This is a genomic window from Gammaproteobacteria bacterium (assembly GCA_029882975.1).
Classification (GTDB): Bacteria; Pseudomonadota; Gammaproteobacteria; order SZUA-152; family SZUA-152; genus JAJDNG01.
This window is the reverse complement of sequence record JAOUJW010000035.1, coordinates 1-26829: the sequence shown is the minus strand read 5'-3', so window position 1 is coordinate 26829 and position 26829 is coordinate 1. Positions and strand designations below refer to the sequence as shown.

The window sequence follows — 26829 nt, the reverse complement described above, 5'->3', positions numbered from 1 at the left end:
AATAGTTACATTATAGCATGGCTATGCTATAATGAATACTCTACTATAATAGAGTTTTGGTGATTCTTATGTCAGAAAATTCAGCGCAAAAATCCTGGATTACGAGGCGCTGGGAACATCCAGGAAAACGCAGATACTACCAGGCGTATCTGCAGGAAAGTTTACTTGGTTGGGAGGTTTTTCGTTGCTGGGGTGGCATTGGCCAGGCGACCGGGAGTAAGATGGTTGTGCCGTGCGAGTCATATCAGGATGCGCTCACTAAGTTGACTGTTGTGGAGAAACAACGATCTCAAAAACAATACAAGTTAGTGTCATCACTTAAGGGGTGGATAATGAGTCAAGACGACTTAGAACAGAAACGGTTGAAAAAAATACGAGAACAAGCGTTCTCGCGGTTGTCCGATGGTCAAAAAGAGTTTTTTCTAATGCTGGAAAGAGTACCAAGAATTAGCCATTTGTGGGATATAGAAAAAAAGGCGTTAAAGGTCGAACTGTTTGAGGCAGAGTTGGGCGTAATGAGCAGTGGCGAGGTGCATTTGGCAAAATTCTTCGCTTCCCTTTGGTTCCACAACAATCAGCGTTACGGGTTTGACCTGGTGGATGCTATATCGGCTCTTGATGGCCCGGAGCGTGAATTGATTCGTGAATGGATCTCTGATCCGTTTTGGCCCTAGCGGATGAGTACGATACTAGTTGTTGAATGGTTCGCTTCTCTGGCTACAGTCGCCGGTGCGGGTCTTCTGGCTTTTAATTGCCGTTACTCTGCATGGGGGTGGCTATTCTTTCTGATTGCAAATATTTTGTGGTTGACTTACGGTTACTTGTCTTCCGACATGGCTATTTCTTTGCAAACTATGGTGCTCACCGGGACCAGCATTATAGGTATTTACCGGTGGTTGCTTAAACCACGTTTTTTTGTGCAACTGTAAGCCGGGATTAAATACCCTTAGTAGGCGGGGTGGTGTTGCCTTCTTGCTAGCTGTATACATTCATTTGAACTCGTCTTCTATCGACTTTTTCTCTTTGTATTTAGCCATAAATTTATCAATAGATTCATTCAGCAATGCTTTTCTGAGACTATTCGCTTGCTGGTAAGTAAAATACATCGTGTTAATTTGATGCTTAATATAGTCATTACTGGTTGAAGGAACATTTGGAAACAAAAATACAAGTTGGTGAATCTTTGACGATTGTGAAAAAAACTGTACTGTAAATGGCCAGCCCCATGTTTCATACCAGTCATTTCCAGATTTAAAATAATACCTGATAGGTTTTATCTCCGTAATTTGTTTGTCAATTTTTACTCTTTTTTTTGTCGCTTGATTGTTCCAGGCGTTATATTTCAATATTGAATCAATAAGTTTCTTTCTGTTTTCATCATCAAGCTGTATTACACCGACATGTAATATTTCCTCAACGTATATATCTATCCGTTTATTTTGTGGCTCAATTCTTAACGATATGTTTTTGTTGTTTTGGCTTTTCCACACATCATTATAATATTTGTACTGTAAATCAGATCTGTACAATATTTCTTCTGCACTGCCCGGGTTAGACAATACTACAAAGGAAATTAATACATAAATATATTTCATTGTACTACCTCCATCATTGGATAATTACCTACTTCACGCTTGTTTAGTGAGTTTACGGTAATGCTTTTCCTTCAATTTATCTAGGGCAGTTTCTCCACCCAGGCGGGTAATTGTTCAAATAGCATGGTTCTTAGTTTTTGGATTTGTATTGGTGTTTACGCCATTCCCAGGGCGGTATCGGGTGCGCCACCGACCAAATGCCCCGCCGGGCTGACCGGGCCTGGCTCTCCAGCTCCAGCAGGTTTTTATCTTTGCCGTATTTGCGGTAAAACCAGGCATACCCTGCCTCCACCATAGCGGCATTGATATAGCGATTGTCCAGGTACACTTTCCCTATCGTCCGGCCATAGCGATCCTTGCCGACTGGTTCTACTGTGACCATTTTACCGGCAATCCACCCTGCCAGTGCTTGTTTTGCTTTTTTGCCATACGGTTGTTTGGATTCGGGCGCGTCGATTTCCGCCAGTCGAACTTTTGTTTTCTGCTTGCCGTTTAAGATGGTGATGGTGTCGCCGTCCGCGACATGAATCACACGGCCTGTGTCTGCAAATGCGGCTATTGATATGCATTGTATAAAGGCGATGGTGACAATTGAAAATGTGTGGGCCTTGATCATTCTAATGAATGTAGCTCTCTTTGCGGTGTTTCGCCATGAGTACCCAGACTTATCCACAGTTTTTGTGTATAAGCGTGGAACGGCTTTATTTTCATTTCAGCGTAGATCCGGCTGCGCTATCTGCAGTGTACTTTTGTTTATTTAGATTTTATTTTTCTCCACGTTGGTTACCTTTTTCCAGCCATACGTGCCCCTCTTCCGAGTATATCTTGTTGTGCCGTCTCGCTGTAGCAGCGATTGCCTATATTTTTCGGTTTGCCAATACCGGGTAATAGAAAAACCGGCCATCTGTTGATCTTTCCACAACCAGGTAGGCGTACAGTTTCTCTTCGTGGACTATGCCTCGGTAGGTCAGTTGTTTGTCGAGTGGGATTTGTTGGTGGTATTGTCCCCCATCGATGGCTTGTATTGTGAATCCGCTGGCTTTCAAGGTCAGCGATTTGGCGAATTGCCAGGGTGCTTTGGTTAACGCATTGATATTCACGGCGTAGCCTTTGGGCAGGCCGTTGTCTTCGATATTCCCTAAGAATGCTTTGATGTTTTCGTTGGTGGCTGTTTTCAGGTACACGGCTTTTGCCGGTGGTTCCAGACTGACCCAGCCGGGTGTGCCGGATTCTGTGGCGAGGTTGAGGGACAAGATCACCCGTGAGTCCTTTTTTGTCGTTGTGTTTGTGTAATGGGTTTTCATTCTAGCAGACTGCTGCGCACCGCGCTGTCGTGAACCAAGCCAGTTAAGGCCTGTCTTGGCCCTGCGGGCTTCCATCGCTGTCTGATGCTAAGGGGTGCCACCCCTCGCGCCTGCAAGGTCAGCCGTGTCATCCGGTCGCCCGTGTCCTCGCTGCGCTGCGGGCCGCGCCAGCTCCCTCCTTCCCGCACCCTTCCCTTGCACTTGCTACCCCCGTGCTTCGCCAGCAGGACAGGAGCGCAGGACGCAGTCGCTGCGCTCTTTTAATAACAATGGGGAGTATTTTTAATGAATGCACAGGCTCAACAACTTTTAGAACTGGCGAAATCAACGGGGCAGGATTTTGAATGGTATCCAACCACGCCGCAGATGATTGATGCGGTGAAAAAGGATTTCTCCGGGGACTTTGATCATCCCAGTATTTTGGATTGTGGTGCGGGTGATGGCCGGGTGTTGCAGGCGTTAACCGATGGCGACCGGTATGCCATTGAGAAAAGCCGTCCATTGCTCGATGCGATGGACCGATCCATTTTCATCGTTGGTACTGAGTTCGCAGAACAAACATTGATCGACAAAAAAGTCGATCTCGTTTTCTGTAACCCGCCTTATAGCGAATTTTCACTCTGGATGCTTAAAATCATTCGAGAAGCGAATGCGCCTTTCGTCTATTTCGTGGTCCCTTCCCGGTGGTCCGATGACCCCGCGATCGCGGAGGCCTTAGCAGCGCGAAGCGCCGAAGCGGATGTCATTGGCCAGTTCGATTTTCTTCATGCGGAACGACAGGCGCGGGCTAGAGTTGATATTGTGCGGGTGCGTTTGTGCTACAACAGCCGCTATAGCTCTCAGATTAAGGTTGATCCTTTTTCCCTTTGGTTTGAAGAGAATTTTGCTATTGAGATCAACAACACGGAAGCCAGTAAGTATGATTTGGATTCTGCGCGGGAGGCAACCGTCAGCGAGCGGGTGAATCAAGCACTGGTGGCCGGTTCCGATATTGTGACCGCTTTGGAAAAACTGTACCGGCGGGATTTGGACAATCTCATTGGTAATTATCAATCGCTGGAAGCGATTGACCCCGTGATATTAAAAGAGCTGGATGTGAACCTCGAAGGCCTGCGCGCGGCGTTGCGGCAGAAAATAGAAGGTCTTAAAGATACCTACTGGAAAGAGTTATTTAATCACTTGTCCAAGATCACGGAACGGCTCACGCACAAAACCCGTGAAGCGATGCTGTCACATTTAACCGCGCATACCCATGTGGATTATACCGCTTCCAATGCCTATGCCGTTTTGATTTGGGTGCTCAAGAATGCCAATGTGTATTTTGATGACCAGCTGGTGGCCCTGGTGGAACGCATGACAGAAAAAGCCAGTATTCAGCTGTACGTGTCGAATCAGAATACGTTCGGTGATGAGCAATGGCGTTATTGCACCACACCTAAGGATCTGGACCGGTACGGATTGGACTATCGCATTGTTCTGCACCGCACCGGTGGTATTTGTACCTCACAGTGGTCCTATGATCGTAACCGGTTTAATGGCCTGGAAGAGCGTGCGTTTCATTTGGTGAATGATATTCTGACCATTGCGAACAATTTAGGTTTTGAAACCGGCCACTGTAACGCCAGGCAGTACCAATGGGAGTCCAACAAGCGTATCGACTTTGATTGCCATCGCAGCGGTAAAACAGTTTGTTTGATGCAGGTGCGAGCATTCATGAATGGCAATCTGCATATTAAGTTCAATCAGTCTTTTATTTGCAAGCTGAATGTTGAATTCGGGCGGCTTAAAGGCTGGTTGAAATCGGCAAAGCAAGCCAGTGATGAGTTGTTGATTGATGAGGCTGAGGCGGTTGCGGCCTTTGATTCAAATTTGTCCTTGACGGCGGATAATGTGTTGCGGCTGGCGTTTTCTGCAGGTTGATATCGTGCTGCGCGGGGTGCGAGTTTCGCGCCCCGCTGGCCGGTGGTGGGCTTTGGCGGGCAGCTGCTCGTTGCAGCTGCGGCTTTTTGTGGTCGCTCTACCAGCTCGTAGACAACACTCGCTCGTGTCGCTTGGGGCATCGGGCAGGCGGTACCGGTCGGTCACTGGCGTTGTGGCTGGTGCTGCCGTTCCCTCTCGATACCGCCTGCCCTTCCCTGCCCGTTGCGCTTAGACATCCTTGTCAAAGCGCTTAATGCTTAAGTTCAAAACCCTCTGTCGGCTGTGCTGCGCACGCTGTTTGTCTCATCTCCCCCTGGGCGGGATTACAGGGTAGCACAGAACCTGATTCCAGCAAGGGACGCCTCCCTAACCTTCCGCGCTTCGTTTAAATACACTTCGCTTGTGCAGGCCAGGGCCTTCCCTTGCTTCCATCAGAACCTGTGCCGTTACCCCTTCTTCCCTTTGCCCCCAGGGGGCGATGTTTATAAGAGCTTTTATAACAACTTAATTCCGTTGGAGGTAATTAAACATGTGTGAAGCAGTAACGGCAGTTCAGCTAAACCGTATTGCGGCGCTAAACGATTCGCTTCGCCGCTCGTTTTTGGGTGGCCAGGTGTTATTGACGCCAGGGATTTACGATTTACCCGAGGCAGACCAGAGCGCCGTCCTGGAAAAGGTAATGACTTTCGATGCCTTTGATTCTGAGGATGATCCCTACGGCGAGCATGATTTTGGCTGTGTGGAACACGCAGGTAAGCGGTATTTTTTCAAAATCGACTACTACGACAAAGGCATGGAGTACCGTTCCGCCGATCCGGCGAACCCGGAGGTCACGGTGCGCGTACTCACCATTATGACGGCTTTGGAGTACTAGCGCAGGGAGCGCCGTTCGCGGCGCTCTTTTTCATTTTCAATATTGATAATTCATTGGAGGTTTTTATGATCAAGAATATTCCGTATTCCCAGTTAACGATTTCTGAAGACAATGTGCGGGTGGTTTCAGCCAGCAAGCATAGCGACAAGCAATTGCTGGCGTCGATGCAGGCGCGGGGGATCTTGCAGAATTTAGTGGTGGCACCGACTGGCAAGAAAAACGTGTTTGAAGTCATCGCCGGCGGGCGGCGTTTTGCCGCCGCCGGTGTGCTGATCGATAAAGGCATTTGGGATGAAAATATTGAACTGCCCTGCCGGGTCAGTGCGGATGACGATGTGACTGCCGTATCGTTGTCTGAGAATCTGCATGAACCGATGCACCCGGCTGATGAGTTTATGGCGTACCAGGCGATGGCAAACCGGGGCATGAGCGAGAAACACATTGCGCAGGAATTCGGGATTGCGACTGCCCACGTTAAAAAACGCCTGCGCCTGGCGGACGTGGCTCCGGCCATTGTCGAGGATTACCGCAACGGTAAACTAGGCATTGAGGAAGTCATGGCGTTTACGGTGGAGGCAGACCATGAAAAGCAGCTTCATTGTTATAAGGAACTGGGCGGCCATGTGTACCCGCACAGTATCCGAAGCTACTTGCTCAATGGTGCGGAAACCAGTGATTCCCCCATTTGCCGGTTTGTGGGCCTGGCGGCGTATAAGAAAGCCGGTGGCGTTGTCAGCAGTGATTTGTTTGAGTCACGGACGTATTTGCACGACCTGCCCTTGCTTAACGAGCTGGCCACTAAGAAGCTGAACAAAGTGTCGGCTAACGTGAAAAAAGAAGGCTGGGCGCGTGTGGAGGTGTCGCTAGAAGGTTGCCATGCGGGTGCCGGGCTGTTTCGGGCTGAGCCTGAATTCGTGGGCGTACCCGCCGCACTTGAGACCGAGATCACGCAAGTAGATGCCGCTATGGGTGCGATGGAGGATGATGCCGAGGACTGGACCGATGAAAAATACGCACAGTTCGAGGCACTGGAAAAACGAATGGATGAGCTGGAAGCGAAGAAAGACACCTACCAGCAATACACGGATGAACAGATCGCGCAGAGCCAATGCATCGTGACGGTAGACAGTGAAGGTAAACTGCTGGTGTTGCGCGGGCTGATGAGCAAAGCGGCCAGTAAGAATCAGCAGAGCCAGGCCTGTGCGGCCAGTGATTTCCCTCCGGCCAGTTCGTTGTCCGCTGCCCTCTTGTCGGATCTGGCCTTGTATCGCCAGCAGATTGTGCAGGCGGCATTGTGCGGCGATGCCAAGCTGGCCACGGATCTGTTGCACTACAGCGTGTGCAAGCGAGTGCTGGATAAGCACGGCTATTATGACGCTGTGATCAATTTCCGGGCGGAGGTTTGTGAACAAAACACCAGCTTGGATGATCTGAAACAAACGAAAGCGGCCAAGGCCATGGCTGAGGATCTGCTGTCGTTGTCAACACAATGGCTTAACGCCGATGAGCCGGTCGAGAGCTTTGAGGCGTTTCGGGCGTTAGCGCCGAAATTGAAGGGGCAGCTGGTCGCGTTCACGGTGGCCCAGTTGTTGGAGATAGGGTTGTCCGACGCAGAACGTGCGCCCCTGGGTGAACACGTCGCCGGTTTGTTGAATATTCCGTACTCGGATTATTGGCGGCCTAATGGCGACAATTTTTTCAAACGTCTGAGTGCAGCGGATTTGCTGGCCCAGGGCCAGCAATGGTTTGGCGATGACTGGCTAGACGATCACAAGAGGGACAAGAAAAAGGATCTGGTTCAATTTTTCCACGACTTTTTCAATACCGATGGGGATGGGTTGCCTGAGAATCTGGCCTCGATCCGGGAGTCCTGGATGCCGCAGAGGTTTGAGTAATTTTGGGCATGACCTCCCCTTTCGGGGAGGTATCTTTGAGTCTGTACGCAAATAATTAATGGAGTGAGTGATGACAAAAGAAATTCAGACCATCGCGGACCGGGACACTTCGTCCTTGACCGTATCGGAACAAAATTCCCTGATGAAAGTCATTTTAGAAGAATTGGTCCACAGTGCGGCGCTGGATGACCAGGCCAACGATGTGTTGGAAGTTTTCGATGACTACGATTGGCGTTGCAGGGACGACGCCGACCAGGCGGCGTTTCAATGCTTGCGTGAAAAAGGCAACGACGGGACCATGAGCTACGCTGAATTGGATCAGTTTTTAGACCTGGTCAGTGCCTCAGGTCCGGTGCATTTGTATTTTTGGATACGCAAAGCACGGCATGTGTTAAGCGAATAGTTTTCTGGTTGTCTTCTAACAGGCAGTTAAGCTGTTGGTTTTTGCACGCTTTGTCCACACAAAGCGCTGGTTGACTAAGCGCGGCGTGTGGGCAATAGGGTGTGAAAACCCGGGCGGTATCGGAGGCAACCGGTGGGCGGTTGCGCTGTTTGTTTTTTGTCGCTACGCCAGCTCGTTGAAAGCACTCGCTCGCTTCACTCCGGGCATCGGGCAGGCGGTATCGGTCGGTCACTGGCGTTGTGGCTGTGGCTGTCGTTCCCGCTCGATACCGCCTGCCCTTCCCTGCCCGTTGCGCTTAGACATCCTTGTCAAAGCGCTTAAAGCTTAAAGTCAAAACCCTCTGTCGGCTGTGCTGCGCACGCTGTTTGTCTCATCTCCCCCTGGGCGGGATTTCAGGGTAGCACAGAACCTGGCTGCGGCAAGGGACGCCTCCCTAACCTTCCGCGCTTCATCAAAAACATTCCGCTTGTGCAGGTCAGGGCCTTCCCTGGCCTACGCCAGAACCTGTGCGGTTTAACCCTTCTTTCCCTTTGCCCCCAGGGGGCGATGTTCGAAATTCTATTAAAAGACAAGACATGGAGGGTGTACGGATGGGTGCGAAGAAGATTTCTCAGTTTCGGATGATTCGGGTGGCGTTGTTGAATGATCAGTTTCGTCGGTCGTTTAAAGGTGGTTCGGTGAATGTATCGCCCGGTGTGGAGGCGTTGCCGGAACCGGTGTTATTTGAAGTGCTGAATAAAGTGCGGGAGTTTGATGATTTTAGGCCGTGTTTTGATCCTCGCGAGGAACACGATTTCGGGGTGTTTGCGCATAACGGTGAGCGGTTTTTGTTTCAGATTGATTATTACAACCAGGACATGACCGCCCGGTGCGAGGACCCTGGGGATGAAAACGCGGTGCGTGTTTTGAGTGTTAAGAAAGCGATGGGGTATTAGTTCTGCCCTCCCTTGAGCGCCTTTACCGGCGCTCTTTTTTAAAGGATTTGATGATGGAAAATTTTGAACGAATTGCCGAGCAGTACAGGAGTGAGATTTATACGTCGGACCTGCGTTTGTCGCACGGGGTGATCACGTTAGCGGACTACTTTTCGGTTTGTCGCGCGATTATGGAAAAGGAAGGCGTTGAGTGTTGGGAAATGAATGAGGCCTGCGCGTTGGTCATGGGTGAGGACAGTTATTTTTATCCGCCTATTGGCAAGAAGTTTATTGCACCGGAGCGTAACTGGTGTCGGATTTGGAGTACGGCAGTGGATGAGCTCGTGCCGATTGACGTCCTTTGGCCGCACCTGCCGGTGCGGTCAAAGAAATTGATTTTGTCCAATGCGGGTGTTCCGTGGGGCGCTGTCGTGGAACTGCCTTGGGCGGAGCTGCCAGAGGATAGTCGCCGGGCGATAGTGTCGGAAATGTTGTCTTTGCGCCGTGATGCCGTTTAAATGTGGTACAATTTAGTTGATTTTAAAAATCCCGCGCTGGCGGTTCCAGTATTCCTGATAGGAGAAAAAACATGACGATGATTAATGCAACCCCCGCATAATATTACATTATTATGCGCGTTTAGTGTTATTTGTGTGTTTTGAGGGTTTTACCCTAAGAATCCGGTTGAACAAGTCCTTTTTTGTAGGCATATCATATATCCAATGAACGAGTGTAGCTGTATCTTAGTTTTATTACTTATATTTATCAATAAGTTATACGTATTTTTTAAGGCTAGTCCTTTTTTGTAGTCATATTCGGGGTTTTAGATACGCTTCCAACCGCCTTTTTTAATCCGGCAGCGTATAGCTAAATTTCAAATGAGTGATATTGCGTCCCTCTTTGAACGGTTTGAAATTGATTACCAAGCCGGAGTTGTCCTTTAATTCTTTTAGTGCTGGATTGATGACCCGTGCACGCAAGTTTGAGAACCGCTCGTATTTTTTTTGAATCTCAAATCGCTCCCGCAGTTCGTTGACGCCGATAGTGAACCCGTGTTCATCTTTGTACTGCATAACCATCTCATAGAGGCGGATCGCATACACACTTCGCAAGGAGCCAATATTTTTGAGCTTATAGGATGTAAAACGGCTGTTTAATTTCGTCAAATACGGCGCCACCCACTCCGTGAACGACACGGATACTGTGCCCTCCCCTTTCATATATTTAACCCGGCTGACCCAGCGTATACGCTCTTCGTTACGACCGTCATAGGTTTTGATGTCCCGGTCGAATAACCTGTCCGCTGCTTCGGATAATGCTTCGTAGGCTTTGTTATCAGAAAGATTGAAAACTTCTGCAAAGGTCTTTGCGGTAAATGTTAAAACCTTTGGCAGGGGCTCATCGGGATCGATCGTTGAGATGGCCGACAGTATTAGCCGCTGCTCGTTCAGTGTGAGCTTATAGCTAGCTTCAATTAAATCGTTACTTTTAGTAACCGTGCCTTCAATGACTTCGCTAAGATAACCCATCGGGCCAGGCCTCCATGACTATACAGCTACATTGTTTAGCGTATGTAGTCATATAAGCACAGTTTGATGCGCGTTGATAGTCCTTTTTTGTAGCTGTTTTGTCGTTCTCTACCCCTGTGGAAAGCAGTCCTTTTTTGTAGTCATATCTGTGGACAACAGTCCTTTTTTGTAGCGCTATCTGTGGAAAGCAGTCCTTTTTTGTAGTCATATCTGTGGACAACAGTCCCTTTTTGTAGCATCTCACCGATTTTCTTGACTATTGTATTTAACACAATATATTGTGTGTCAAATTTCTGTAATCACACTATATGTTGATTATTGTTTAATCAGGAGAAAGACCAGAAGATTTTTTTAGACTGAAAACGAAAAAACCCGCTGTTGGCGCAGCAGGTTTTTTTCAATTCGTTTAGTTAACTTTCACTCGTTGGCTAAACACAAAAAATTTCCTAAAAATCACCTTTGATGGTGAGGCTTTTTTGTGCCTCACTGCCGAAGCAGTATGGGGATAGTGTAATCAACTCTGACAAGATGTCAATAGATTACGGGCGCATGATGCACGTTTCCGATTATTTTTCGGAGACCGGTGGTTGCGTGACCATCAAAACGCCAAATCCCCGTGGTTTTGCTCACGATAGCGAAACCATGAGCGTTGCATTTGCCAAAAATCCAGATAGATTCAAGCGACATCGTGAGGGGACTTATACCCTACCCCCTATGAAAACCCATCCGTTCTACATTCAAGAAGCTGAAAAACGTTTAGGCCAGTTGTTTAATACCGGTATTCGGTGGCATGTTAAGGACTATTCCAGACGGCTATGGCAGCGGTTCAAATATCACAATGACAAACTCAACAAAGACGGCCGAAAACGTAAAGTGAGGGATCAGTTTTTGCTTTCTCTGGATCGCGTGCTGCGTTGCTTGGTGCTGAAATGCAACATCCAGCCGAACAATCGGTTGAACAATCTGGAAGTCAATGACCTGGCGCTGGTCGATATTGCTCATTGGACCGGCCTGTCATTGTCCACCGCGAACGACTGTATTGTTAAACTCAAATTGCTGGGCCTGTATCGGTCCAAACCAATGAAAATAAAAAAACGCGATGAATCCGGAGCGATTTATTATCGGGAAGGCAAATCGAAAAAATGGCTGACCTGGAAATTGTTCGATTTGTTGGGGATGAAAAAGAAAATCAAAAAGAACCTGGGCGATCGTATTAAGCCAACTCAGCCACCTAGTGTCCAGCCAGCTTTTTCGGCCAAGGCCTGCGCAACAAACAATCCCAATAAAACGGCGGCGAAAACCTACATGGATGAAATTCGCGGGATGCTCAGTTCCGCTGACCCCCCTTGACCCGATCCCTGTACCCCTTCCTTATTTCCATTTTAACGAACGTTCGTTAACGGCCTCATATTCCCCTTCGACCACATTGCGTGTGGCAATACGCTCTATTAGGCCGTGTAATAGCGGTTTTATCCATGCTATTTGCCTTCCCGGCTGTTCTGTACCCTGTATGGTTACTATTTCTAAGATATTAAATCGCATTGTGTATAAGTGTGTGTATTTTAATCAATATAAATCGCATTCTTTTTAGCGTATTATTTGGAATAAATCGGATTCGTATTTATCTGTTTAATAGATTCAGTTAATTTGACATATCACAAGGATACTGGTGCTATCGCACCAGCAAACCGCTTTCTGCATTGCCCGTGTTAGAAATCCCTCACTGAAACACCACTACTCGCCACACAATACCATACTGAATTCTTTAAACCCGTTCGAATCCATACAGTGGAAATACAGCACTACTTCCCGTACAACCATCGTGCCAATACGTTTTTGGTCGTCCAATCAATGCGTGGGTTGCACCTCATTCTTTCTGCTATTCGGATTGGCCTGTGGATTCTTTCGGGTTTTTTGTTTTTATCTGAGGACATGTTTTGTCTAGTTTCAACAGCAACACCGTTTGAGGTGTCGTAGCATGGCCGAGCGTTGACGCACCATAGAGATATAGCTATGATTAGCTATATCTTTTATCGTTTCGGCGTTTCAATGAAAACAATCAACATGCACGATGCTAAATCGACGCTTTCGAAAATCGTCGAACATGTAGAAAGAGAAAACGAGGAAGTGTTTATTGCTCGCAGGGGTGTCCCCTGCGCCCGTATTGTGCCGGTGAAAAAATTGGTGCATCGGCCTAAGGGATTGCTGAAAGGCAAAGTGAAGATTAAACAGGACCTGGATGCGAACTAAAAATGCGCGTGTTGTTGGATACAGCAGTTTTGTTGATGTGGCTGCGGGATGACAAGAAGCTACCGGCAAAAGTGACAGAGATTATCTTGGATGCGGACAATGATATTTTTGTCAGCGCCGCGAATATGTGGGAAATTTCCAGGAAAAGACGCGATGGTGTGATTGATATTGATATGGAAGAGCTGGCGGATGCAATTAAACAAAGCGGATTTGAAACGCTGCCATTGTCTGCAGCACATACAGTACAGGTGGATCTATTGCCCGAGTATCATGATGATTTGTTCGACCGTTTGTTGTTGGCGCAAAGTGCGGTTGAGCCTATGCGTTTATTAACTCGCAATAAAATATTAAAAAACTACGGGGGGAACGTCATTCTTGTCTGAATTCAAGCATGCTTGAATTGGGTTAAAAGTGTCGACTCTCCCTGCCCTTTGACTCTGACAGGCAGGTAAAAACGATGGCTAAAATTATTTCCATCATTAATCCGAAAGGCGGATGCGGTAAAACCACCCTATCCACCAATATTTCGCGCGGCCTGCAAAAACGCAATTTCTCCGTGATTATCGGAGACTGCGACCAGCAAGGTTCCGCGCGGGACTGGTACTCCGCAGGTGGTGACGAGAGCGATTTCGCGCCTGTTTATGGAATCGACCGCCCGCAGCTGGTCCGTGGTATTGCCAAGGTCGCTGACGACAAGGATTTTGTGATTATTGACGGGCCGGCAACGGACATGGCGATTAATGCGGAGACTGTTGTGATCGCTGACATCGTAATGATCCCTATTAACCCTTCCCCTTACGACATTTGGGCCTGCGGTGAATTAGTTGACCTGGTGAAAACCCGTCAGAGCGTGGCTAATGGCCGACCGGTGTCACGGTTTGTGATTACTCGGCAAAAACCCAATGCGTCGTTATCTGCGGAAGTGCGTAATGCCTTGGAAGACCAAGGCGTGAACTTGTTTCGCAGCTGTACTTACGACCGGGAAATCTATAAGCAGACTGCTTCGCGAGGTCAGACAGTATTTGAAGGCCATAATAAATCGGCTAAAGAGGAAGTGGATCTTATTATTGATGAAATTATTGAGATAACCAGGGAACTATCATAATGCTGAAATTAGGTGGTGAAAAAGCCAACAAGCCAACGCGCCAATCACAGTTAGACAATGAGCTGTTGAGTATCATTGAATCATCGTCTGTTTCTGGCGATCATCGAAGAATACCCGTGCACCTTATTAGTAATGACCCAGGTCAGCCTCGAAAAAAAATGGTGAATCTGGAACAGCTGGCGGATTCTCTGAAACGGAACGGCCAGATCCAGCCAATCGTTCTTCGGCGTAATGAGGCAGATCCGCAGCGTTTTATTATTGTCGCTGGAGAACGCCGTTGGCGTGCTGCACAGCTGGCGGAATTCTCGGAAATTGAAGCTTTGGTGCGAGATTTCTCTAATGACGAATTACATCGAATTTCGCGCTTACAGATGGCGGAAAACAAGGACCGTGAATCCTTAACGCCATTAGAGGATGCAACCTGGCACAGTAATTATGTCAATAAATTTTTCGGCGGCGACCAGCGCAAAGCGGCGGAAGATTTGGGAGTTTCGGATACCTATGTATCAAACCGTTTGTTGATTTTAAAAGCCGATGATGAAGTGTTGCAGTTTGCTGATGAGGATGTGACCAAAGATATCGACACCATCGTGTTGCTAAAGCGGCTTTATGAAAAGGATAAGAAATCTGCCCGAGCCTGGATGGCGGATGCCCGGAATAACAAATTGAAAGGCTCTTTGCGCACATCGGTGCAGAGTGTTTTGAAGCAGGCTAAAACGGGCAAGAAGAAAACTGTTAGTGCCAAAGCAGGGCGCGAAGCAAGTATAAAAATGGTAGCCGATAAACCGGTGTTGTCGATTGCCTATAACGGTAAAGAAGAGCACCGTTACGTGCTGGGTATATCAGATTTGGCTCGATTGTCCAAAGAACTGGCAACGGCAAAGAAATCTCTCGCAAAGTGAGCTTTCAAGCATGCTTGAAAACAGTGGGGGTGACTTTTCTTGCGGAGCGGAGCAGGGCAGGGGTGGTGTAGCGGGCAGCGTGTATAATGGTTCCTTAGTTGTTCCGTTTAGGGACCGGGCCCGATGAAGGGGAGAGGAAATGGAAAATTCGATGCCGTACCCACAAGGATTTGCAAGGGTTGTTATCGCTTTGATTTTATTAAGTATTACAGGTACGTTGTTAGCGTTGGTCAGAGGGACTTGGCTTGTTTTCTCCCACGACTCTTATTTTGCCTTTTGTTCTGTACTGGTTTCTTTGGCGATCTATGGGGCTGAATGGGCCTTTTTTTATTGTTTTTTATTCCCGTCTGTTCAAATACCCAGGTTTGTTTTTGCCTCAATTGTCATATTGTCGTGGTTGAGTTTGACGCCTTTTGTCGTTTTTGCCTTGGGCCGTGGGTTGCTTGCTGGCGAGCTGGTCCTGGTATCGGCGCTGGCGCTCGCCGTGCGGTTCGTGCCGTACATGCTTTTCGTTTGCATCGTTTCATTGCGTAAGGAATATGGTCTCGCTGTTAATTTTTTCTACAGGGGTATTGGATGAGAAAACATTCGCGGTTTGATTTTGGGGTGTGGTCGATTGTCTTGGTGTGTGGCGCCGTCAGTATGATTTGCGCTGCCTTCTTCCTGATCAAAGGATTATCTTCTGGTTCTTTTGGCAGCGCGACCAATGTCTTGATCATTGGCGCTATCGTGTTGCAGGTTTCCGAAGTTATTTTGTTTTTGCTGGCGTCCACGGATGTGCTGGGCCAGCATTCCAGGCTGGGCCGGGCGGGGTTTTTCTCGCTGGGGTGTTCCTTGTTTTTGTTTTCTGTTTTTATCATGACAATGGCACAGAGCACGTCGTTACAAACCGGTGTGCGGGAGGCCGCCGCCAACGATAGTCAGCGGCTGCGCCTGGAACAGCAGTTGGAGAGTTTAACCTCTATCATCGACAGTTACCGTAAGAATGCCGATACACAAAGCCAGTCCGTTTATGCCAACAGCCGGGCGTTGGGGCAGGACTCGATTAATCGCGCAGTTGAACTAGAGCAAAAGAAGTTTGCGATCCTGGAGCAGCTGGGCCAATTGGACCGGTCTCGCAAAGAGTCGTCTTCGGACTTTTTTTTGCGCTTGGAATCGCTCACAGGGATTCAGCAAGGGTATTGGGGTATTGCGTTTCTGGTTACACTCTCGTTGTTGTTTGAGGTCATTGGCATCGTGCTGATCACCACTGCGGTTAAACTGATGTCTGGCTATTTCAGCCCGGACAACGACCGTTTGGTTTTTGCGGCGGATGCGGTTTTTGAGCCCGCGCCCAGGCGTTCTCATCCGCTCGCGCTAAAGCCCGGCCCGTTTCCCTCTGGTGGTGAGCGCGGTATGGCACACCCGCCTGGCGTGCCGCCGGAATCGTCTGATGCCCCGTCTGGGACCGTTTTAGGCCGTGAGCCTGCGGAGGGTGCCGTCCCGCCGGTGTTGCCCGCAGGAAAGGCACAGGCGCCGTCAGGGCCTGACCGTCGCGCTGTGGTTGAACCGTCCCGAATGGCGCAAATGAATGCCGCTCGGGCCAAGTCGCGCTCGGGTGCGACGGTGGTGCCTTTTGGTAAGTCGCCAGTTCCCGATTCAGACAGTGCACTTGCCTCGGATGACGATTTGGTTAAAAAAGTGCTTGCCGCTCAACAATCCGGTGTTCTTCATGGTTTGAGCGTTCGGGCGATTAAGAAATATTTGTCAACAGGCAGTGATAGAGCCTCGCGTATTCGTCAACTGGTGTTGGCGGCTAAATCCAAAAAGAAAAAGGAAACGGAAAGTTAGCGTTTCCTGTTGTTCTCCCTGAACCGGCCAGCCGCTAGCTGGCTTTCGGTTTTTTGTTGATTAGTTTCCCTTAGCGTTTCGATTCCTTTTTCCCCCGCGCGATCGGCTGTCTGCCAGTTTTTTTGTCCTTCCGGTCCAAAACTCTTGGCCTTTTTTCTCTTGCTGGGTGTTGCCCATTCGTTGCTTTGCGCTTGGTTGCCTCGTACGGCTTTTCCGGGCGCCTGTAGCGGCTAAGTCTTTTCCTCGTCCTTAGCCGTTCTCGTTTCAGGGTCTGTGGTGGCTCACGCCGCTGAGTCTAGTTGATCGAGCGATTTCGGCCAGTTAATCATGGAGGGAATTTCAGTATTTATGCCAGAAAGACGGTGTAACTAGTTATTTTTATTCATATTATTAGCATTTTTTCCTTGCAATGTCGCATTATGCGACATATAATTAACTTACCACCAACGTTAATAGAGGAGATTCGTTACATGTCTAAATCAGTGAATAAAGTGATTTTGGTCGGCTGGCTTTTTTCCGAGGGCTGGCTGATATCGCCGGGGAGTATTTACGCAAGGGTTCCAAGGTCTACATTGAAGGGGAATTGAAAAACAGCAAATGGCAGGGCAATGACGGCGTTGATCGCTATTCAACTGCGGTGATTGTCAATGAATTGGTCATGCTGGATGCAATGCCGGTCGAAAATCACGACTAATTAAAAGCGCCCTTAGCTGGTGGCGGTCACCACCGGCTAGGGCTAAACACAAAAAACCCGTGGAGGTAATTTTATGTCTAAGTCTAATATTAACATACCCATCAAACAACTGGTAAAACCTGTCTCTCACGCAGAGTACGTCGAACAACAGCAGTATTTATTCAAAGTCATTTTTTCCGATCGCAGAGCCTGCGAGAACATTGAACAGCATGTCCATAATGTAAAGCGCGCCCTGGATGTTTCGCAAGAACTGTGTTCTATGCGCTGTGACACGCTTTCAGCGGATGACCAGGAAAATGCCTGGCGCACGTTGGCGCTAGCGGCGCGTTATTTTGAGCAACTGCTTATGCTGCTCACAGACAAGCCCGGACCCTTTAACTCAATAAAAGAGGTTTCTATGATCCGTGGCTTGCCGCCGGTGATGAGCCGTAAAACGGAGGTGGCCCAATGAATAACGGTAAATCCATTGTTGAGCACCGCTGATTTACCGGCTAGTGTGTACTAACGGTTTGGTAGCGGATGCCAGCGGCGATTATTCGCTGAACAAGTACCACGTTGGTCGCAACGTGGCAGCGGATAGCACCAACTATGAGATTTTCCGCGATGAAACCATTCAGGCCGATGATCGAGCGGTTTTGCTGAAACTGCAAGACACCGTCCGGGCGGCGTGCAGTCAGGACATATTCAATATCCTGCTGGGAAAAATGCGTGAAGCGGCGGGCGGATCGCGTATCCAGGTGCCGACCAAAGCGGTGGAAGTGCTGGGGAAAACCTGTGGTCTGAATGATTCGGAAAAGGGCAGTGTGCTGGAAAATCTGATTCGCGGGCAGGACTATAGCCGCTGGGGAGCGCTTAACGCGATTACCGAAGTGGCGAATACCCACCCGAACTATGAGCGTTCCACCGAGCTGGAAACGATCGGCGGGCGCTTGCTCGATTTGCAGCCTAGCGCCTGGAAACGGATCGCAGAGGCGGCGTAGTCACCGACCGGGCGGGTTTATCCCGCCCGGTTTTTTGTTTGGAGGGTAACCGCATGCGATTCATTGTGACGTGGGAAATTGATATAGAGGCGGATAACGCCAGGGAGGCGGCGAAACTCGCGCGAAGTATCCAGCTTAATCCTCATTCCATCGCTGTTGTATTTAGTGTGGCGGACGAGGCGGGACCGGGTCATTTGGAATGAACGAAAGGGCAGGGGAGATGGTATAATGCTGGCTAATTACCGGTCATATGTAATTTACAACATGCCAAAAAAGAAAACGCTCAAACTGGAAGAGGTCGAAAGTATTCTGCAATTGAGTGGCCCGCAATGTGCCGCTTTTTTCGGCTATGACCGTAAACATTGGGTAAAGATGCGAACGCGTCCATACGAATTCCCTGTACAAGATCGGTTGCTTTTTTCGATTCAGGCGCATTTGAAATTATCTGATGAAGAAATCGCCAAATTGAAGAAAGAGCGCCTTTCCATTTCGGAGTAGACCGTAATCCCGGTCTACTCCGGGATTGTTCCTGATCCTGATCCTGATCCTGATCCTGTTCCTGTTCCTGTTCCTGATCCTGTTCCTGTTCCTGTTCCTGATCCTGATCCTGTTCCTGATCCTGATCCTGTTCCTGTTCCTGTTCCTGTTCCTGGTTCCTGTTCCTGTTCCTGTTCCTGGTTCCTGATCCTGATCCTGGTTCCTGGTTCCTGATCCTGATCCTGATCCTGTTCCTGATCCTGTTCCTGATCCTGTTCCTGTTCCTGGTTCCTGATCCTGATCCTGGTTCCTGGTTCCTGGTTCCTGTTCCTGCCAGTTCCATTCTTGCTTGGCTAACCGGCCAGAACACGGTGCGATCAGAGAGACTCAGAGGCGTGAGCCACCACAGACCCTGAAACGGGAACGACTAGGGGGCGGGAGACGAACTTAGACGCGACCGGCGGCAAAATTCGTATACGATCGATTTTTGTGCAATCTCGACCCACGGCCATGGAATAATACACCTGAAGAACTAAATGTTTACAGCCATTTTATCACTATCCCCTATTTTATTGTTTAATAGACTTTTTATAGTGATAACACTGTTATCAGGGTGTTATCTGTACAACTCTTTTTTAGGGCCATAGATACTACTGCGATAGTGATAACACCTGTTATCATTGAAATCCCTTGCTATTTTTTAATTAATCGGCAAACTTGTGGTCTACAACGTCCAGTCAAAGGAGCGCCCCAACGGATGGCAAGTAAGATGATAGGCATACGTTTTAAGGAAACTGAGTATGAGGAACTGGTTCAAGTAGCGACTAATAGCGGCGTAACGCCTACCGAATATTTGCGTAGCTTGTATTATGAACGCAAGGAACATGACGACATCATGATCAAAATCAATACTCGGCTGCGGCAAATGGAGCTGAGTATTTTGCAAAAAATCCGGGATGAAATATCGGCACTGAAAATAGAAGTGATCGACGATTAAACGGAGGGGAGCATGGACGCATCGAATAATCCCGGCTATTACAACACCTTCCTCTTTCCCTTTGTGCTCACCCTGTTTAGCCTGGGGTTGAGCTTTTGGCTTGTGGCTGGGTTGACCTGGTCCTGGTCTATGCCGTTAGTCGGATTAACTGGATTTGGCGATATCGATAACCACATGCCGTATTTAGCAGATGGCCTGGCAACGATCTTTGGGTTATCCAGCGGCGGCCCGTGGGCGGATTACTGGTTTCAAATGGGGCAACGCGGTGTGCTGGGTTCGTTTTACGCTCACATGGCGATCCCATTAATTCTGTCGCTCACCGTGGCCTCGGTGGTGATGAAGTGGTCACTGCATTACTTCACGCCTAAAGATATCCACCTACGCGGATTGCAGTATCTGCAGGATGTTAAGCGCTCAGTTCAGGTCGCGCGCCAAACCAGTCTTCTGGAAATACGGCAAGGGCAACGCCGAGGTTCTCTCAGAAAACGTGGTTTACGTATTCACCGCGAAATCCCTCTGAGTTTTGAGAGAGAGTCCAGAGGTTTTCTGATGGCGGGTTCCTCAGGATCCGGGAAAAGCCGGTTGCTGTTTGATTTATTGGATCAAGTCATCAAAGACAAGCACCGGTGTTTGATCCATGACAAAAAAGGCGAGTATACCAGCGGCCTGGATGTACCCGAGTTCACCTTGGTTGCACCCTGGGATGAGCGTGGCGTGCCTTGGCATATTGCGGCGGATATACGAACAAAATCTGACGCGCGGGTTTTTTCCGAGTTCATCATCAGTGAGTCACGCGATCCGATGTGGTCGAAAGCGGCACAGCAGATACTGGCTGGCGTCATAACCCACCTCATTAATACAAATCCAGGCCGGTGGAATTTTGCCGATCTTCGCAATGCCATCTCGCAAACGCCTAAAACTCTGTCGGCTATTTTGGCGTCTACTTCTCCGGAGGCCGTAACCACGATGGCCAACTTAAATAGTCGAGAAGGCCAGGGTGGCCAAACCGGACAGGGCATCATGATCAACCTTCAATCGGAGATGTCGGCTATCTATGATTTGGCGGAGGCCTGGCCGGGGAGCCGAGATGGTTTTTCCGTGCGCCAATGGTTGGAGGATGATTATTCAGGCCCCCGAATGGTGATATTACAAGGATCTGAATCTCACGGGACTATCGCGTCCTCGTTGCATTCTGCTTTAATAACGATCGCGATATCCGAAATGGCGGACGCCCATTTTCCAGAAGTCAGGCAAAGGCAGGACGATTATCGCGTCTTTTATTTTCTCGACGAGTTGGATACATTAAAACCTATCCAAAAATTAAAAACGTTGATATCGGTTTGCCGCTCTAAGGGCGCCATCCCTGTTATTGGAATCCAGGATAAGGGGCAGATCAACGAGAAGTATGGCCGTGATACGTTAAATACCTGGTTCTCACAACTGGGCACGAAGTTCATCGGGTTCACCTCTCCGGGAGATACGGCGAACTGGTTTGCTAATGAAATGATTGGCAAGCGCGAGATAATGCGTTATGTCCATGGCCAGAGTTTAGACACAGAGAGTAATCGTTTGTCTGTGAGTACCCATCCGGAAAAGCGCGACAGCATCGTTATTATGGCTAGCCAACTATCCACGGATTTAACGATGGGCGAGAAAAGTTTCACTGGTTTGTTGGTGTGCACTGGCTGGCCTAACATTCACCGGCTGGAATGGAAAAAACGGCAGCGTCTCGCTTTGCGTGCTGCGGTTGTGCGGGCTCATTGGGCAATTCCACAGGAAGCAGTGGTTCAGGAGCAGCCGCCAGTTCCACCGCCGCCAAGGGCGTCGCATAACGACCAACTGTGTTTTGAAGGTATGACGCCTACGGCGGCGCCATCGAATGAAAGCCCGCCAGACTGGAGTGAGGTACCGGGATGGATGGGGCAAGATAATGATGCGTCAGCCAAGAAAAAAACCCGAAGTAAGAAAAAACCGGCACAAAAGAAAACTGCAAACATGCCTGTTAGACAACTCAGCCTTGACGAAACTAAAACTACTAGCAAGACGAAGCGGCTGGTCATCCGGACTGCATCTGCCGATCGTGCGGAGCAGGATAAAGATAGCCTGGATGTGCGTCAGCAAAAAGCGAGGTATAAGGCCGATCTCCTTCGCGATGATGGGCTCATGTTTTCCGAGGCATTAAAAAAACATGAGCAGGAATATATTGCCGGAATGATCAGTGAGTCGGACTATGAGAGGCACATTGTTCGGTTTCGTCAATCCGCCATGGAGGTATCTGACCCATGTTAACCGTATACCCTATGGGTAAAGCCGGAGACGGTGCAAGTGACTACTACACAAATTTAGCGGTTGAGGATTATTACAAAAAAGGTGGTGAGCCGCCTGGCCGGTGGCACAACCATCATCAGCTATCAGGTTTGGGGTTGACCAATACACTCGTAACGGATGACACGCTACGCTCAGTGCTGGCTGGCTTTCATCCTATTACTCAAGCGGCGCTAACCAAAAACGCAGGGCCAGAGCATTTTGCGGGGTGGGACATGACATTCTCAGCGCCCAAAAGTGTATCGGTTGTATGGGCTCAGGCAGATACGGACTTGCGGCATTCGATTCAACGCGTCCAGGACCTTGCTGTAGAGCGTACCCTTGCCTTTGTGGAGGAACACGTTGCCAAAACCCCGAGGGGCGCCCAAGGCAACGAGAAAGAAGCCGTACAGCGTTTGATTGTTGCTAAATTCGAGCATTCCACCTCACGGGCGCAGGATCCACAGTTGCATACGCATTGCCTGGTTGCCAACATAGCCCAGCGTTTCGATGGTAGCTGGGGTTGTCTGGAAGGCAGACCATTTTTTCAGTGGAAAATGGCGCTAGGCGCCATGTACCGGGCGGAGTTGGCCGATCTACTACAGACCCAGCTGGGTCTGCAGGTGGAGCAGGATAGTGGCAGTTTTCGTGTCAAACTGGTACCAAAATCGGTAGAACTGGAATTCAGTCAACGCCGGGTTAGTATAGTGAATGAACTAGAGGCGAGAGGCTGGACAACGGCCCAGGGCGCTCAAATGATTTCCAGCGCCACTCGGGAGCGCAAAGCAATGGTGGATAGGCCTCAGCTATTCGCGCAATGGCAAGACAGAGGCAGGGGATTGGGGTTTGGCCCGGACGAGGTGGCACGGCTATTCAATCCCGAGCGGCGGTTCGCTGGCAATGCTGTGAGTATCTCTTCAGTTGTTCCGCCCAGGGAAGCCCTTAAACAATTAACAGAAAAACGCAGTACGTTTCTTGAGCGTGATGTGTTCCGCTTGGTTGCCGAGAAAAGCCAAGGCGTTCAATCCCTGGCATCCGTAAAGCGTGATGCGATCAAAATTTTGTCCCATCCCGATGTGGTTATACTAAGCCGGACGGACGGCTCACGTGTAGAGATCCAGTATTCCACGACTGACATGATGGAGCTGGAGAAGTCCATGGTCCAAAGTGCTGTGAAGAGACAATCCGATTCGAATCATCGAATCAATCCGTCCGTTGTAGCGAAAGCGATTGCCAGCGTTCAGCAAAACAAAGGATTTGAATTGACCTCAGAGCAGGTGCGGGCAGTGCGTGGTGTGTGTTCCGAGTCCGGTGGTGTGGTGTGTATACGCGGGGACGCGGGTACAGGTAAAAGTACGGCCATGGAGGCTGTTCGAGTCGCCTTTGAAAGCGCAGGATACCGTGTGGTGGGTAATGCGCTGCAGGGTAAGGCGTCAACGGAGTTGTCTAAAAGCAGTGGCATTAAAAGCCAAACGCTCCACAGTTTCCTGGGTGATATCAACCGAGGTGATTTGCAGTTAGGTGCACGTACAGTGGTCGTGTTGGATGAGGCCGGAATGGTGGGTTCACGGCAAATGTCCGACTTGATTCGGGAAACCGAAAACGCCGGCGCTAAATTGTTGCTGGTCGGGGATAATAAGCAATTGCAGCCTATATTGGCCGGGGGCGCGTTTAAGGCGATTACCAATGAATTGGGAGCGTTTCCTGTTACGGAGATCATGAGACAGAAAAATGATTGGGCCAAACAGGCGGTCACCCACTTTTCTCAAGGCGATATTGCTAAGGCCATGGGTATGTATTTTGAGCGAGGGCGGCTGCATATTATGGACAATGCGGTCGATTCAAAGCTGCGCTTAGTATCCGATTGGATGGAGGCCCGACAACAACGCCCTGACCATTCCTTATGTATGATCGCCAATACACGCGCCCAGGTGAACGATTTAAACGCTCTGGCCCGGTATCGTTTGAAAGAACTGGGGCAGCTGGTTAACGGAACCCAAGTGTCCACACCAGGCGGTGACATGGAATTGTGCGTTGGTGATCGGCTGATGACCACTCGCAATTCCAAGTATTACAAAGTGGCTAATGGCACGCTGGCCACCGTTGCCGGTTTGCATACACCATCGAACGAGCGGTACTGGTCAGTGACTCTTAAGTTGGACAGTGGTCGACGCCAGCGTATGATGCTAAAGGACTACAATAAGTTTGAATATGGATATGCGTCCACAACACACAAATCGCAAGGGTCGACCGTCCATGAGTCATTCATCTTAATTTCCGAAGACAGCATGTTGAATCGCGAGCTGGCCTATGTTGCGAACAGTCGCCATACCCATGATTCGCACATCTATGTGGATCGCGAGTCGGTCCAGTCGTTTATGGAAGAATTGCGGCCAACCCCGGGGATGCTAGATTATGCGCGGGATTTAGCGCAGACGAAGCACCTTGAATTACCCTCAGGCTATGAGACCAGCTTTATGATAACCCGGGAATTCTTGAACCAGCACTCACAGAAAACATTAGATTACGAACAAGTGGCTCCGGAGCTGAAAGAATTGGAAGGGTTATTCCATGCTATGAAACAATCTCACCAAAAGGACACCACTTTGGATTACGATCAGAGACCAGGCACTTACGAGTATCCAGAAGGACTATCTCCTGCTTTGCCAACCAGTGTCGATAGCCCGGATAGTCGTGCGCCGCTGGCTTATATTTTTTATGAAGCAGAACGCCTGGCGCGAGAGACTGGTTTTGACTTGACGCCTGGTGATGCACGTGAGGCGATTAAATATCTGTACGACAATGGCGCTATTGATCGCGATACGCTATATGGCAAAGCGCTGGAGTGTCATCGCGCGGCGGGAGACTACTTGATTGACAATGAATTTGATCAGTTTAACCTGCACCACCAATCGGCACTGGATATGATTCGGTATGTCGGTCAAATGGATGCCGGCGCAATAGCGTTGCGCCAGACCAATCCAAATACTCTCGATTTGCCGGATGCGTTAACCAATTCCTGGGAACAAGGGAGGCAAGCGTACGTTCGGGCACAAGAACCAGAGCCTCAGTTTTCTCGCTAATCTACCGCCTGGGTATCCAGTTTGCCGGGTCTTGCGCCCAATCCTTTAACCGCACTAGTTTTTTGTGTTTGATCTGCCAGGCGTAGTAGCTGGCTTTTATCGCTTTTGCCAGCATCAATGCACTGATGCCGATGGTTCCGAACGCCGCTGAGGGAAACCCAGCATTGAAGCTAGTGGCAATCAAGAAGGGGGCTAATAAAACGCCCGCCATAAACACGAAATATTGTGCTCTTAAATTGGCGTAGCGTTTTTGTAATTGTGCTTCGCTGGCATTCTCACCGATTACCATCTGCTCAAAACTTTCGTAGGATGTTCTGCTTTGTTGTTTAGCAGCGGATCGTACCTCGTTATTTAGGGACTTCCCCCGGTTTTTCAACGCATTTGCATCACTTGAGAGATGATCATATGCACCTTTGAATAAACCTGCGCCAGTTAGCGTGACAGCGGCTTTTCCTAGTTTTTTGGCGATATTGGTCATCACATTCCTCCTGTCGCTTTGTTGCGTAACAGCTCCATTTGTTCTTTAGACCACTGCTTGGTTTGTTGTGCGACTAATATGGCAAGCAAGCTTTCAATACGCTGGTTTTGTTCGTATTGACGTTCCTCCTGTTTGATGCGATACGCCATCATCAACGCAATGTCGCGGACAGCGGCAGCGGGTGGATTCTCCAGTGTTTCCGTTTCCCACTGCTGATTACCGTACCGTTTCGCTGCTTCGTGATCACGCACCTCCTTCGGGCTAGCGCTTTGTTTGTCCAGTACTTTGCCTAAATGCTTTGATGGAATTCGGTCCGAAATAATCTGATTTAAACTATGTTGCGCTAGCGACAGTTTGGCCGACTCTGCATACAATATGTTTTGTGCGAGGACCGCGAGTTTCGATTCCTTCACGCTTTTCGGTAGCGGCGGGGTGGGATCCGGGTTAGTCGTGCGTGCCGCGAAAGATATCGCCGCCATCAGCTGGCTTTTATTGTATGCGTCGACATACAGATTAGCGGCTTCCAGATCGGCATTCGGGTACCGGCCGGGTTTACAGTTTTCCTCTTTTTTTCCGCAATAGTTCTCTTTGTGATGGTTGACTTGCGCCACTGAGTGGGCATATGGGTTAGTGGTTGACGTGTTCACGTCCGTTAATGGCTTGTCGAGGCTCCTGCTGTTCGATTTTTTGATTTGATCCGAAGCGGCGACCGCTTCAGTGGATTCGTTGTTGGTGCACATTTTCGGTGGAATGGCTGAATCGTATGCTATTCGGGCGTTGTAGAGGTCAACGACCGTTTTGTTTTCCTTGTCAGACGCCAGTGCAATGCTGGTCATCACTTTGGCCGTACGTTCGTTATCGTCTGGCGTTAAATACTCGTCGTAAAATTTTTCAAGGAATAAAATCATGGCAGCCGCTTCTTCCCCGCCCGTTGCTTTCGCTATCGGTGCGAGCAAGTACAAAATCGTACACGCCGCGCAGAATGAATAGACTGTGTGTTTAATCCAGGCCCTTGATCGTTGCATGTTTAAGCTCCTTGCATATTTTTTTGCTATGTATTAGATTCTATCACTCAATATACCTTTGAGCCAGGACGCTGTCTATTATAGAAGGAATGCTGATGTTAATATCATTGCAACTGATATGTCTGCTTAGTTTGTATAATTGGCATACACCCGCTGGTGCTGTATGAGTTTCCTCAATCCTCTCGTCAGTTTTATCGAAGATGCCTATATCATTTTTTCGCGCATGTTTAAGGGCACTCTGCCGGATTATGTTGATCTTTATTCGACATA

The 26829-nt window shown here is 49.0% G+C and carries 30 protein-coding genes; 24 read left to right on the top strand and 6 right to left on the bottom strand.

What is annotated here, in order from left to right; all coding sequences use genetic code 11:
* Nucleotides 1-68: 68 nt before the first annotated feature.
* Together OEY58_19460 and OEY58_19455 are read left to right on the top strand one after the other, a co-directional pair.
* Entirely contained in the window at nt 69-674 is a 606-nt protein-coding gene (locus OEY58_19460) for a WGR domain-containing protein (protein MDH5327637.1), read from the top strand.
* Between the two features lie 3 nt (nt 675-677).
* Complete coding sequence (locus OEY58_19455) at nt 678-929, top strand: hypothetical protein (protein ID MDH5327636.1); 252 nt, start codon at nt 678-680, stop codon at nt 927-929.
* A 60-nt stretch (nt 930-989) separates the two neighbouring features.
* Here OEY58_19455 and OEY58_19450 read toward each other — a convergent pair whose 3' ends face one another.
* The 3 genes from OEY58_19450 to OEY58_19440 form a co-directional block, all read right to left on the bottom strand.
* Nucleotides 990-1595, bottom strand: coding sequence for a hypothetical protein (locus OEY58_19450; GenBank protein MDH5327635.1), 606 nt, complete (start codon nt 1593-1595; stop codon nt 990-992).
* Nucleotides 1596-1725: 130 nt separating this feature from the next.
* Nucleotides 1726-2211, bottom strand: a complete 486-nt coding sequence (locus tag OEY58_19445) for a thermonuclease family protein (GenBank protein MDH5327634.1) — start codon at nt 2209-2211, stop codon at nt 1726-1728.
* Between the two features lie 241 nt (nt 2212-2452).
* Nucleotides 2453-2899: a hypothetical protein gene (locus OEY58_19440; GenBank protein ID MDH5327633.1), complete on the bottom strand. Its 447-nt coding sequence runs from the start codon at nt 2897-2899 to the stop codon at nt 2453-2455.
* Between the two features lie 285 nt (nt 2900-3184).
* On the opposite strand from OEY58_19440, the gene OEY58_19435 reads away from it, so the two are divergent.
* The 6 genes from OEY58_19435 (at nt 3185) to OEY58_19410 (ending at nt 9423) form a co-directional block, all read left to right on the top strand.
* Nucleotides 3185-4819: a DUF4942 domain-containing protein gene (locus OEY58_19435; protein ID MDH5327632.1), complete on the top strand. Its 1635-nt coding sequence runs from the start codon at nt 3185-3187 to the stop codon at nt 4817-4819.
* Between the two features lie 529 nt (nt 4820-5348).
* The gene (locus tag OEY58_19430; protein MDH5327631.1) at nt 5349-5693 is read left to right on the top strand and encodes a DUF3768 domain-containing protein; all 345 of its coding nucleotides are present in this window, start codon (nt 5349-5351) and stop codon (nt 5691-5693) included.
* A gap of 65 nt (nt 5694-5758) precedes the next feature.
* On the top strand, nt 5759-7588 hold the full coding sequence (locus OEY58_19425) for a ParB N-terminal domain-containing protein (protein MDH5327630.1): 1830 nt from the start codon (nt 5759-5761) through the stop codon (nt 7586-7588).
* Nucleotides 7589-7658: 70 nt separating this feature from the next.
* Nucleotides 7659-7991: a hypothetical protein gene (locus OEY58_19420; protein MDH5327629.1), complete on the top strand. Its 333-nt coding sequence runs from the start codon at nt 7659-7661 to the stop codon at nt 7989-7991.
* A 590-nt stretch (nt 7992-8581) separates the two neighbouring features.
* On the top strand, nt 8582-8926 hold the full coding sequence (locus OEY58_19415) for a DUF3768 domain-containing protein (GenBank protein ID MDH5327628.1): 345 nt from the start codon (nt 8582-8584) through the stop codon (nt 8924-8926).
* A gap of 50 nt (nt 8927-8976) precedes the next feature.
* Nucleotides 8977-9423 (top strand): hypothetical protein, encoded by a 447-nt coding sequence (locus OEY58_19410; protein MDH5327627.1) that lies wholly within the window; start codon nt 8977-8979, stop codon nt 9421-9423.
* Nucleotides 9424-9753: 330 nt separating this feature from the next.
* On the opposite strand, the gene OEY58_19405 is transcribed toward OEY58_19410, so the two are convergent.
* Nucleotides 9754-10434: a replication initiation protein gene (locus tag OEY58_19405; protein ID MDH5327626.1), complete on the bottom strand. Its 681-nt coding sequence runs from the start codon at nt 10432-10434 to the stop codon at nt 9754-9756.
* Between the two features lie 549 nt (nt 10435-10983).
* Here OEY58_19405 and OEY58_19400 point away from each other — a divergent pair.
* The 16 genes from OEY58_19400 to OEY58_19325 all read left to right on the top strand — a co-directional run bounded on the left by OEY58_19400 (nt 10984) and on the right by OEY58_19325 (nt 25056).
* Nucleotides 10984-11784, top strand: coding sequence for a hypothetical protein (locus tag OEY58_19400; GenBank protein ID MDH5327625.1), 801 nt, complete (start codon nt 10984-10986; stop codon nt 11782-11784).
* Between the two features lie 699 nt (nt 11785-12483).
* On the top strand, nt 12484-12684 hold the full coding sequence (locus OEY58_19395) for a type II toxin-antitoxin system prevent-host-death family antitoxin (GenBank protein MDH5327624.1): 201 nt from the start codon (nt 12484-12486) through the stop codon (nt 12682-12684).
* 2 nt (nt 12685-12686) lie between these two features.
* Nucleotides 12687-13067 (top strand): type II toxin-antitoxin system VapC family toxin, encoded by a 381-nt coding sequence (locus OEY58_19390; GenBank protein MDH5327623.1) that lies wholly within the window; start codon nt 12687-12689, stop codon nt 13065-13067.
* Nucleotides 13068-13141: 74 nt separating this feature from the next.
* Nucleotides 13142-13789 carry an AAA family ATPase gene (locus tag OEY58_19385; GenBank protein MDH5327622.1) on the top strand — a complete coding sequence of 216 codons (648 nt, stop codon included), beginning with the start codon at nt 13142-13144 and terminating at the stop codon, nt 13787-13789.
* Complete coding sequence (locus OEY58_19380; GenBank protein ID MDH5327621.1) at nt 13789-14691, top strand: ParB/RepB/Spo0J family partition protein; 903 nt, start codon at nt 13789-13791, stop codon at nt 14689-14691. The genes OEY58_19385 and OEY58_19380 overlap by 1 nt, the downstream gene beginning before the upstream one ends.
* Nucleotides 14692-14830: 139 nt before the next feature.
* Nucleotides 14831-15271, top strand: coding sequence for a hypothetical protein (locus OEY58_19375; protein MDH5327620.1), 441 nt, complete (start codon nt 14831-14833; stop codon nt 15269-15271).
* Entirely contained in the window at nt 15268-16521 is a 1254-nt protein-coding gene (locus tag OEY58_19370; protein ID MDH5327619.1) for a hypothetical protein, read from the top strand. Before OEY58_19375 ends, OEY58_19370 begins: the two co-directional genes overlap by 4 nt.
* Nucleotides 16522-17026: 505 nt before the next feature.
* Nucleotides 17027-17215: a single-stranded DNA-binding protein gene (ssb, locus tag OEY58_19365; protein ID MDH5327618.1), complete on the top strand. Its 189-nt coding sequence runs from the start codon at nt 17027-17029 to the stop codon at nt 17213-17215.
* A gap of 73 nt (nt 17216-17288) precedes the next feature.
* Nucleotides 17289-17666, top strand: coding sequence for a hypothetical protein (locus tag OEY58_19360; protein MDH5327617.1), 378 nt, complete (start codon nt 17289-17291; stop codon nt 17664-17666).
* 43 nt (nt 17667-17709) lie between these two features.
* A complete protein-coding gene (locus tag OEY58_19355) occupies nt 17710-18195 on the top strand; it encodes a hypothetical protein (protein ID MDH5327616.1) in 486 nt (161 codons plus the stop codon).
* A gap of 53 nt (nt 18196-18248) precedes the next feature.
* The gene (locus OEY58_19350) at nt 18249-18398 is read left to right on the top strand and encodes a hypothetical protein (GenBank protein ID MDH5327615.1); all 150 of its coding nucleotides are present in this window, start codon (nt 18249-18251) and stop codon (nt 18396-18398) included.
* Between the two features lie 25 nt (nt 18399-18423).
* Nucleotides 18424-18693, top strand: a complete 270-nt coding sequence (locus OEY58_19345; GenBank protein MDH5327614.1) for a hypothetical protein — start codon at nt 18424-18426, stop codon at nt 18691-18693.
* A 25-nt stretch (nt 18694-18718) separates the two neighbouring features.
* Nucleotides 18719-18880 (top strand): hypothetical protein, encoded by a 162-nt coding sequence (locus OEY58_19340; protein ID MDH5327613.1) that lies wholly within the window; start codon nt 18719-18721, stop codon nt 18878-18880.
* Between the two features lie 549 nt (nt 18881-19429).
* Entirely contained in the window at nt 19430-19669 is a 240-nt protein-coding gene (locus tag OEY58_19335; protein MDH5327612.1) for a hypothetical protein, read from the top strand.
* 12 nt (nt 19670-19681) lie between these two features.
* Nucleotides 19682-21958: a type IV secretion system DNA-binding domain-containing protein gene (locus tag OEY58_19330; GenBank protein ID MDH5327611.1), complete on the top strand. Its 2277-nt coding sequence runs from the start codon at nt 19682-19684 to the stop codon at nt 21956-21958.
* Nucleotides 21952-25056: a relaxase domain-containing protein gene (locus tag OEY58_19325; protein MDH5327610.1), complete on the top strand. Its 3105-nt coding sequence runs from the start codon at nt 21952-21954 to the stop codon at nt 25054-25056. The genes OEY58_19330 and OEY58_19325 overlap by 7 nt, the downstream gene beginning before the upstream one ends.
* Before the next feature lies 1 nt (nt 25057).
* Here the strand turns inward: OEY58_19325 and OEY58_19320 are convergent, their stop codons facing one another.
* Together OEY58_19320 and OEY58_19315 are read right to left on the bottom strand one after the other, a co-directional pair.
* Nucleotides 25058-25534: a hypothetical protein gene (locus tag OEY58_19320; GenBank protein ID MDH5327609.1), complete on the bottom strand. Its 477-nt coding sequence runs from the start codon at nt 25532-25534 to the stop codon at nt 25058-25060.
* A complete protein-coding gene (locus OEY58_19315; GenBank protein ID MDH5327608.1) occupies nt 25534-26559 on the bottom strand; it encodes a hypothetical protein in 1026 nt (341 codons plus the stop codon). Before OEY58_19315 ends, OEY58_19320 begins: the two co-directional genes overlap by 1 nt.
* Nucleotides 26560-26829 lie beyond the last annotated feature (270 nt).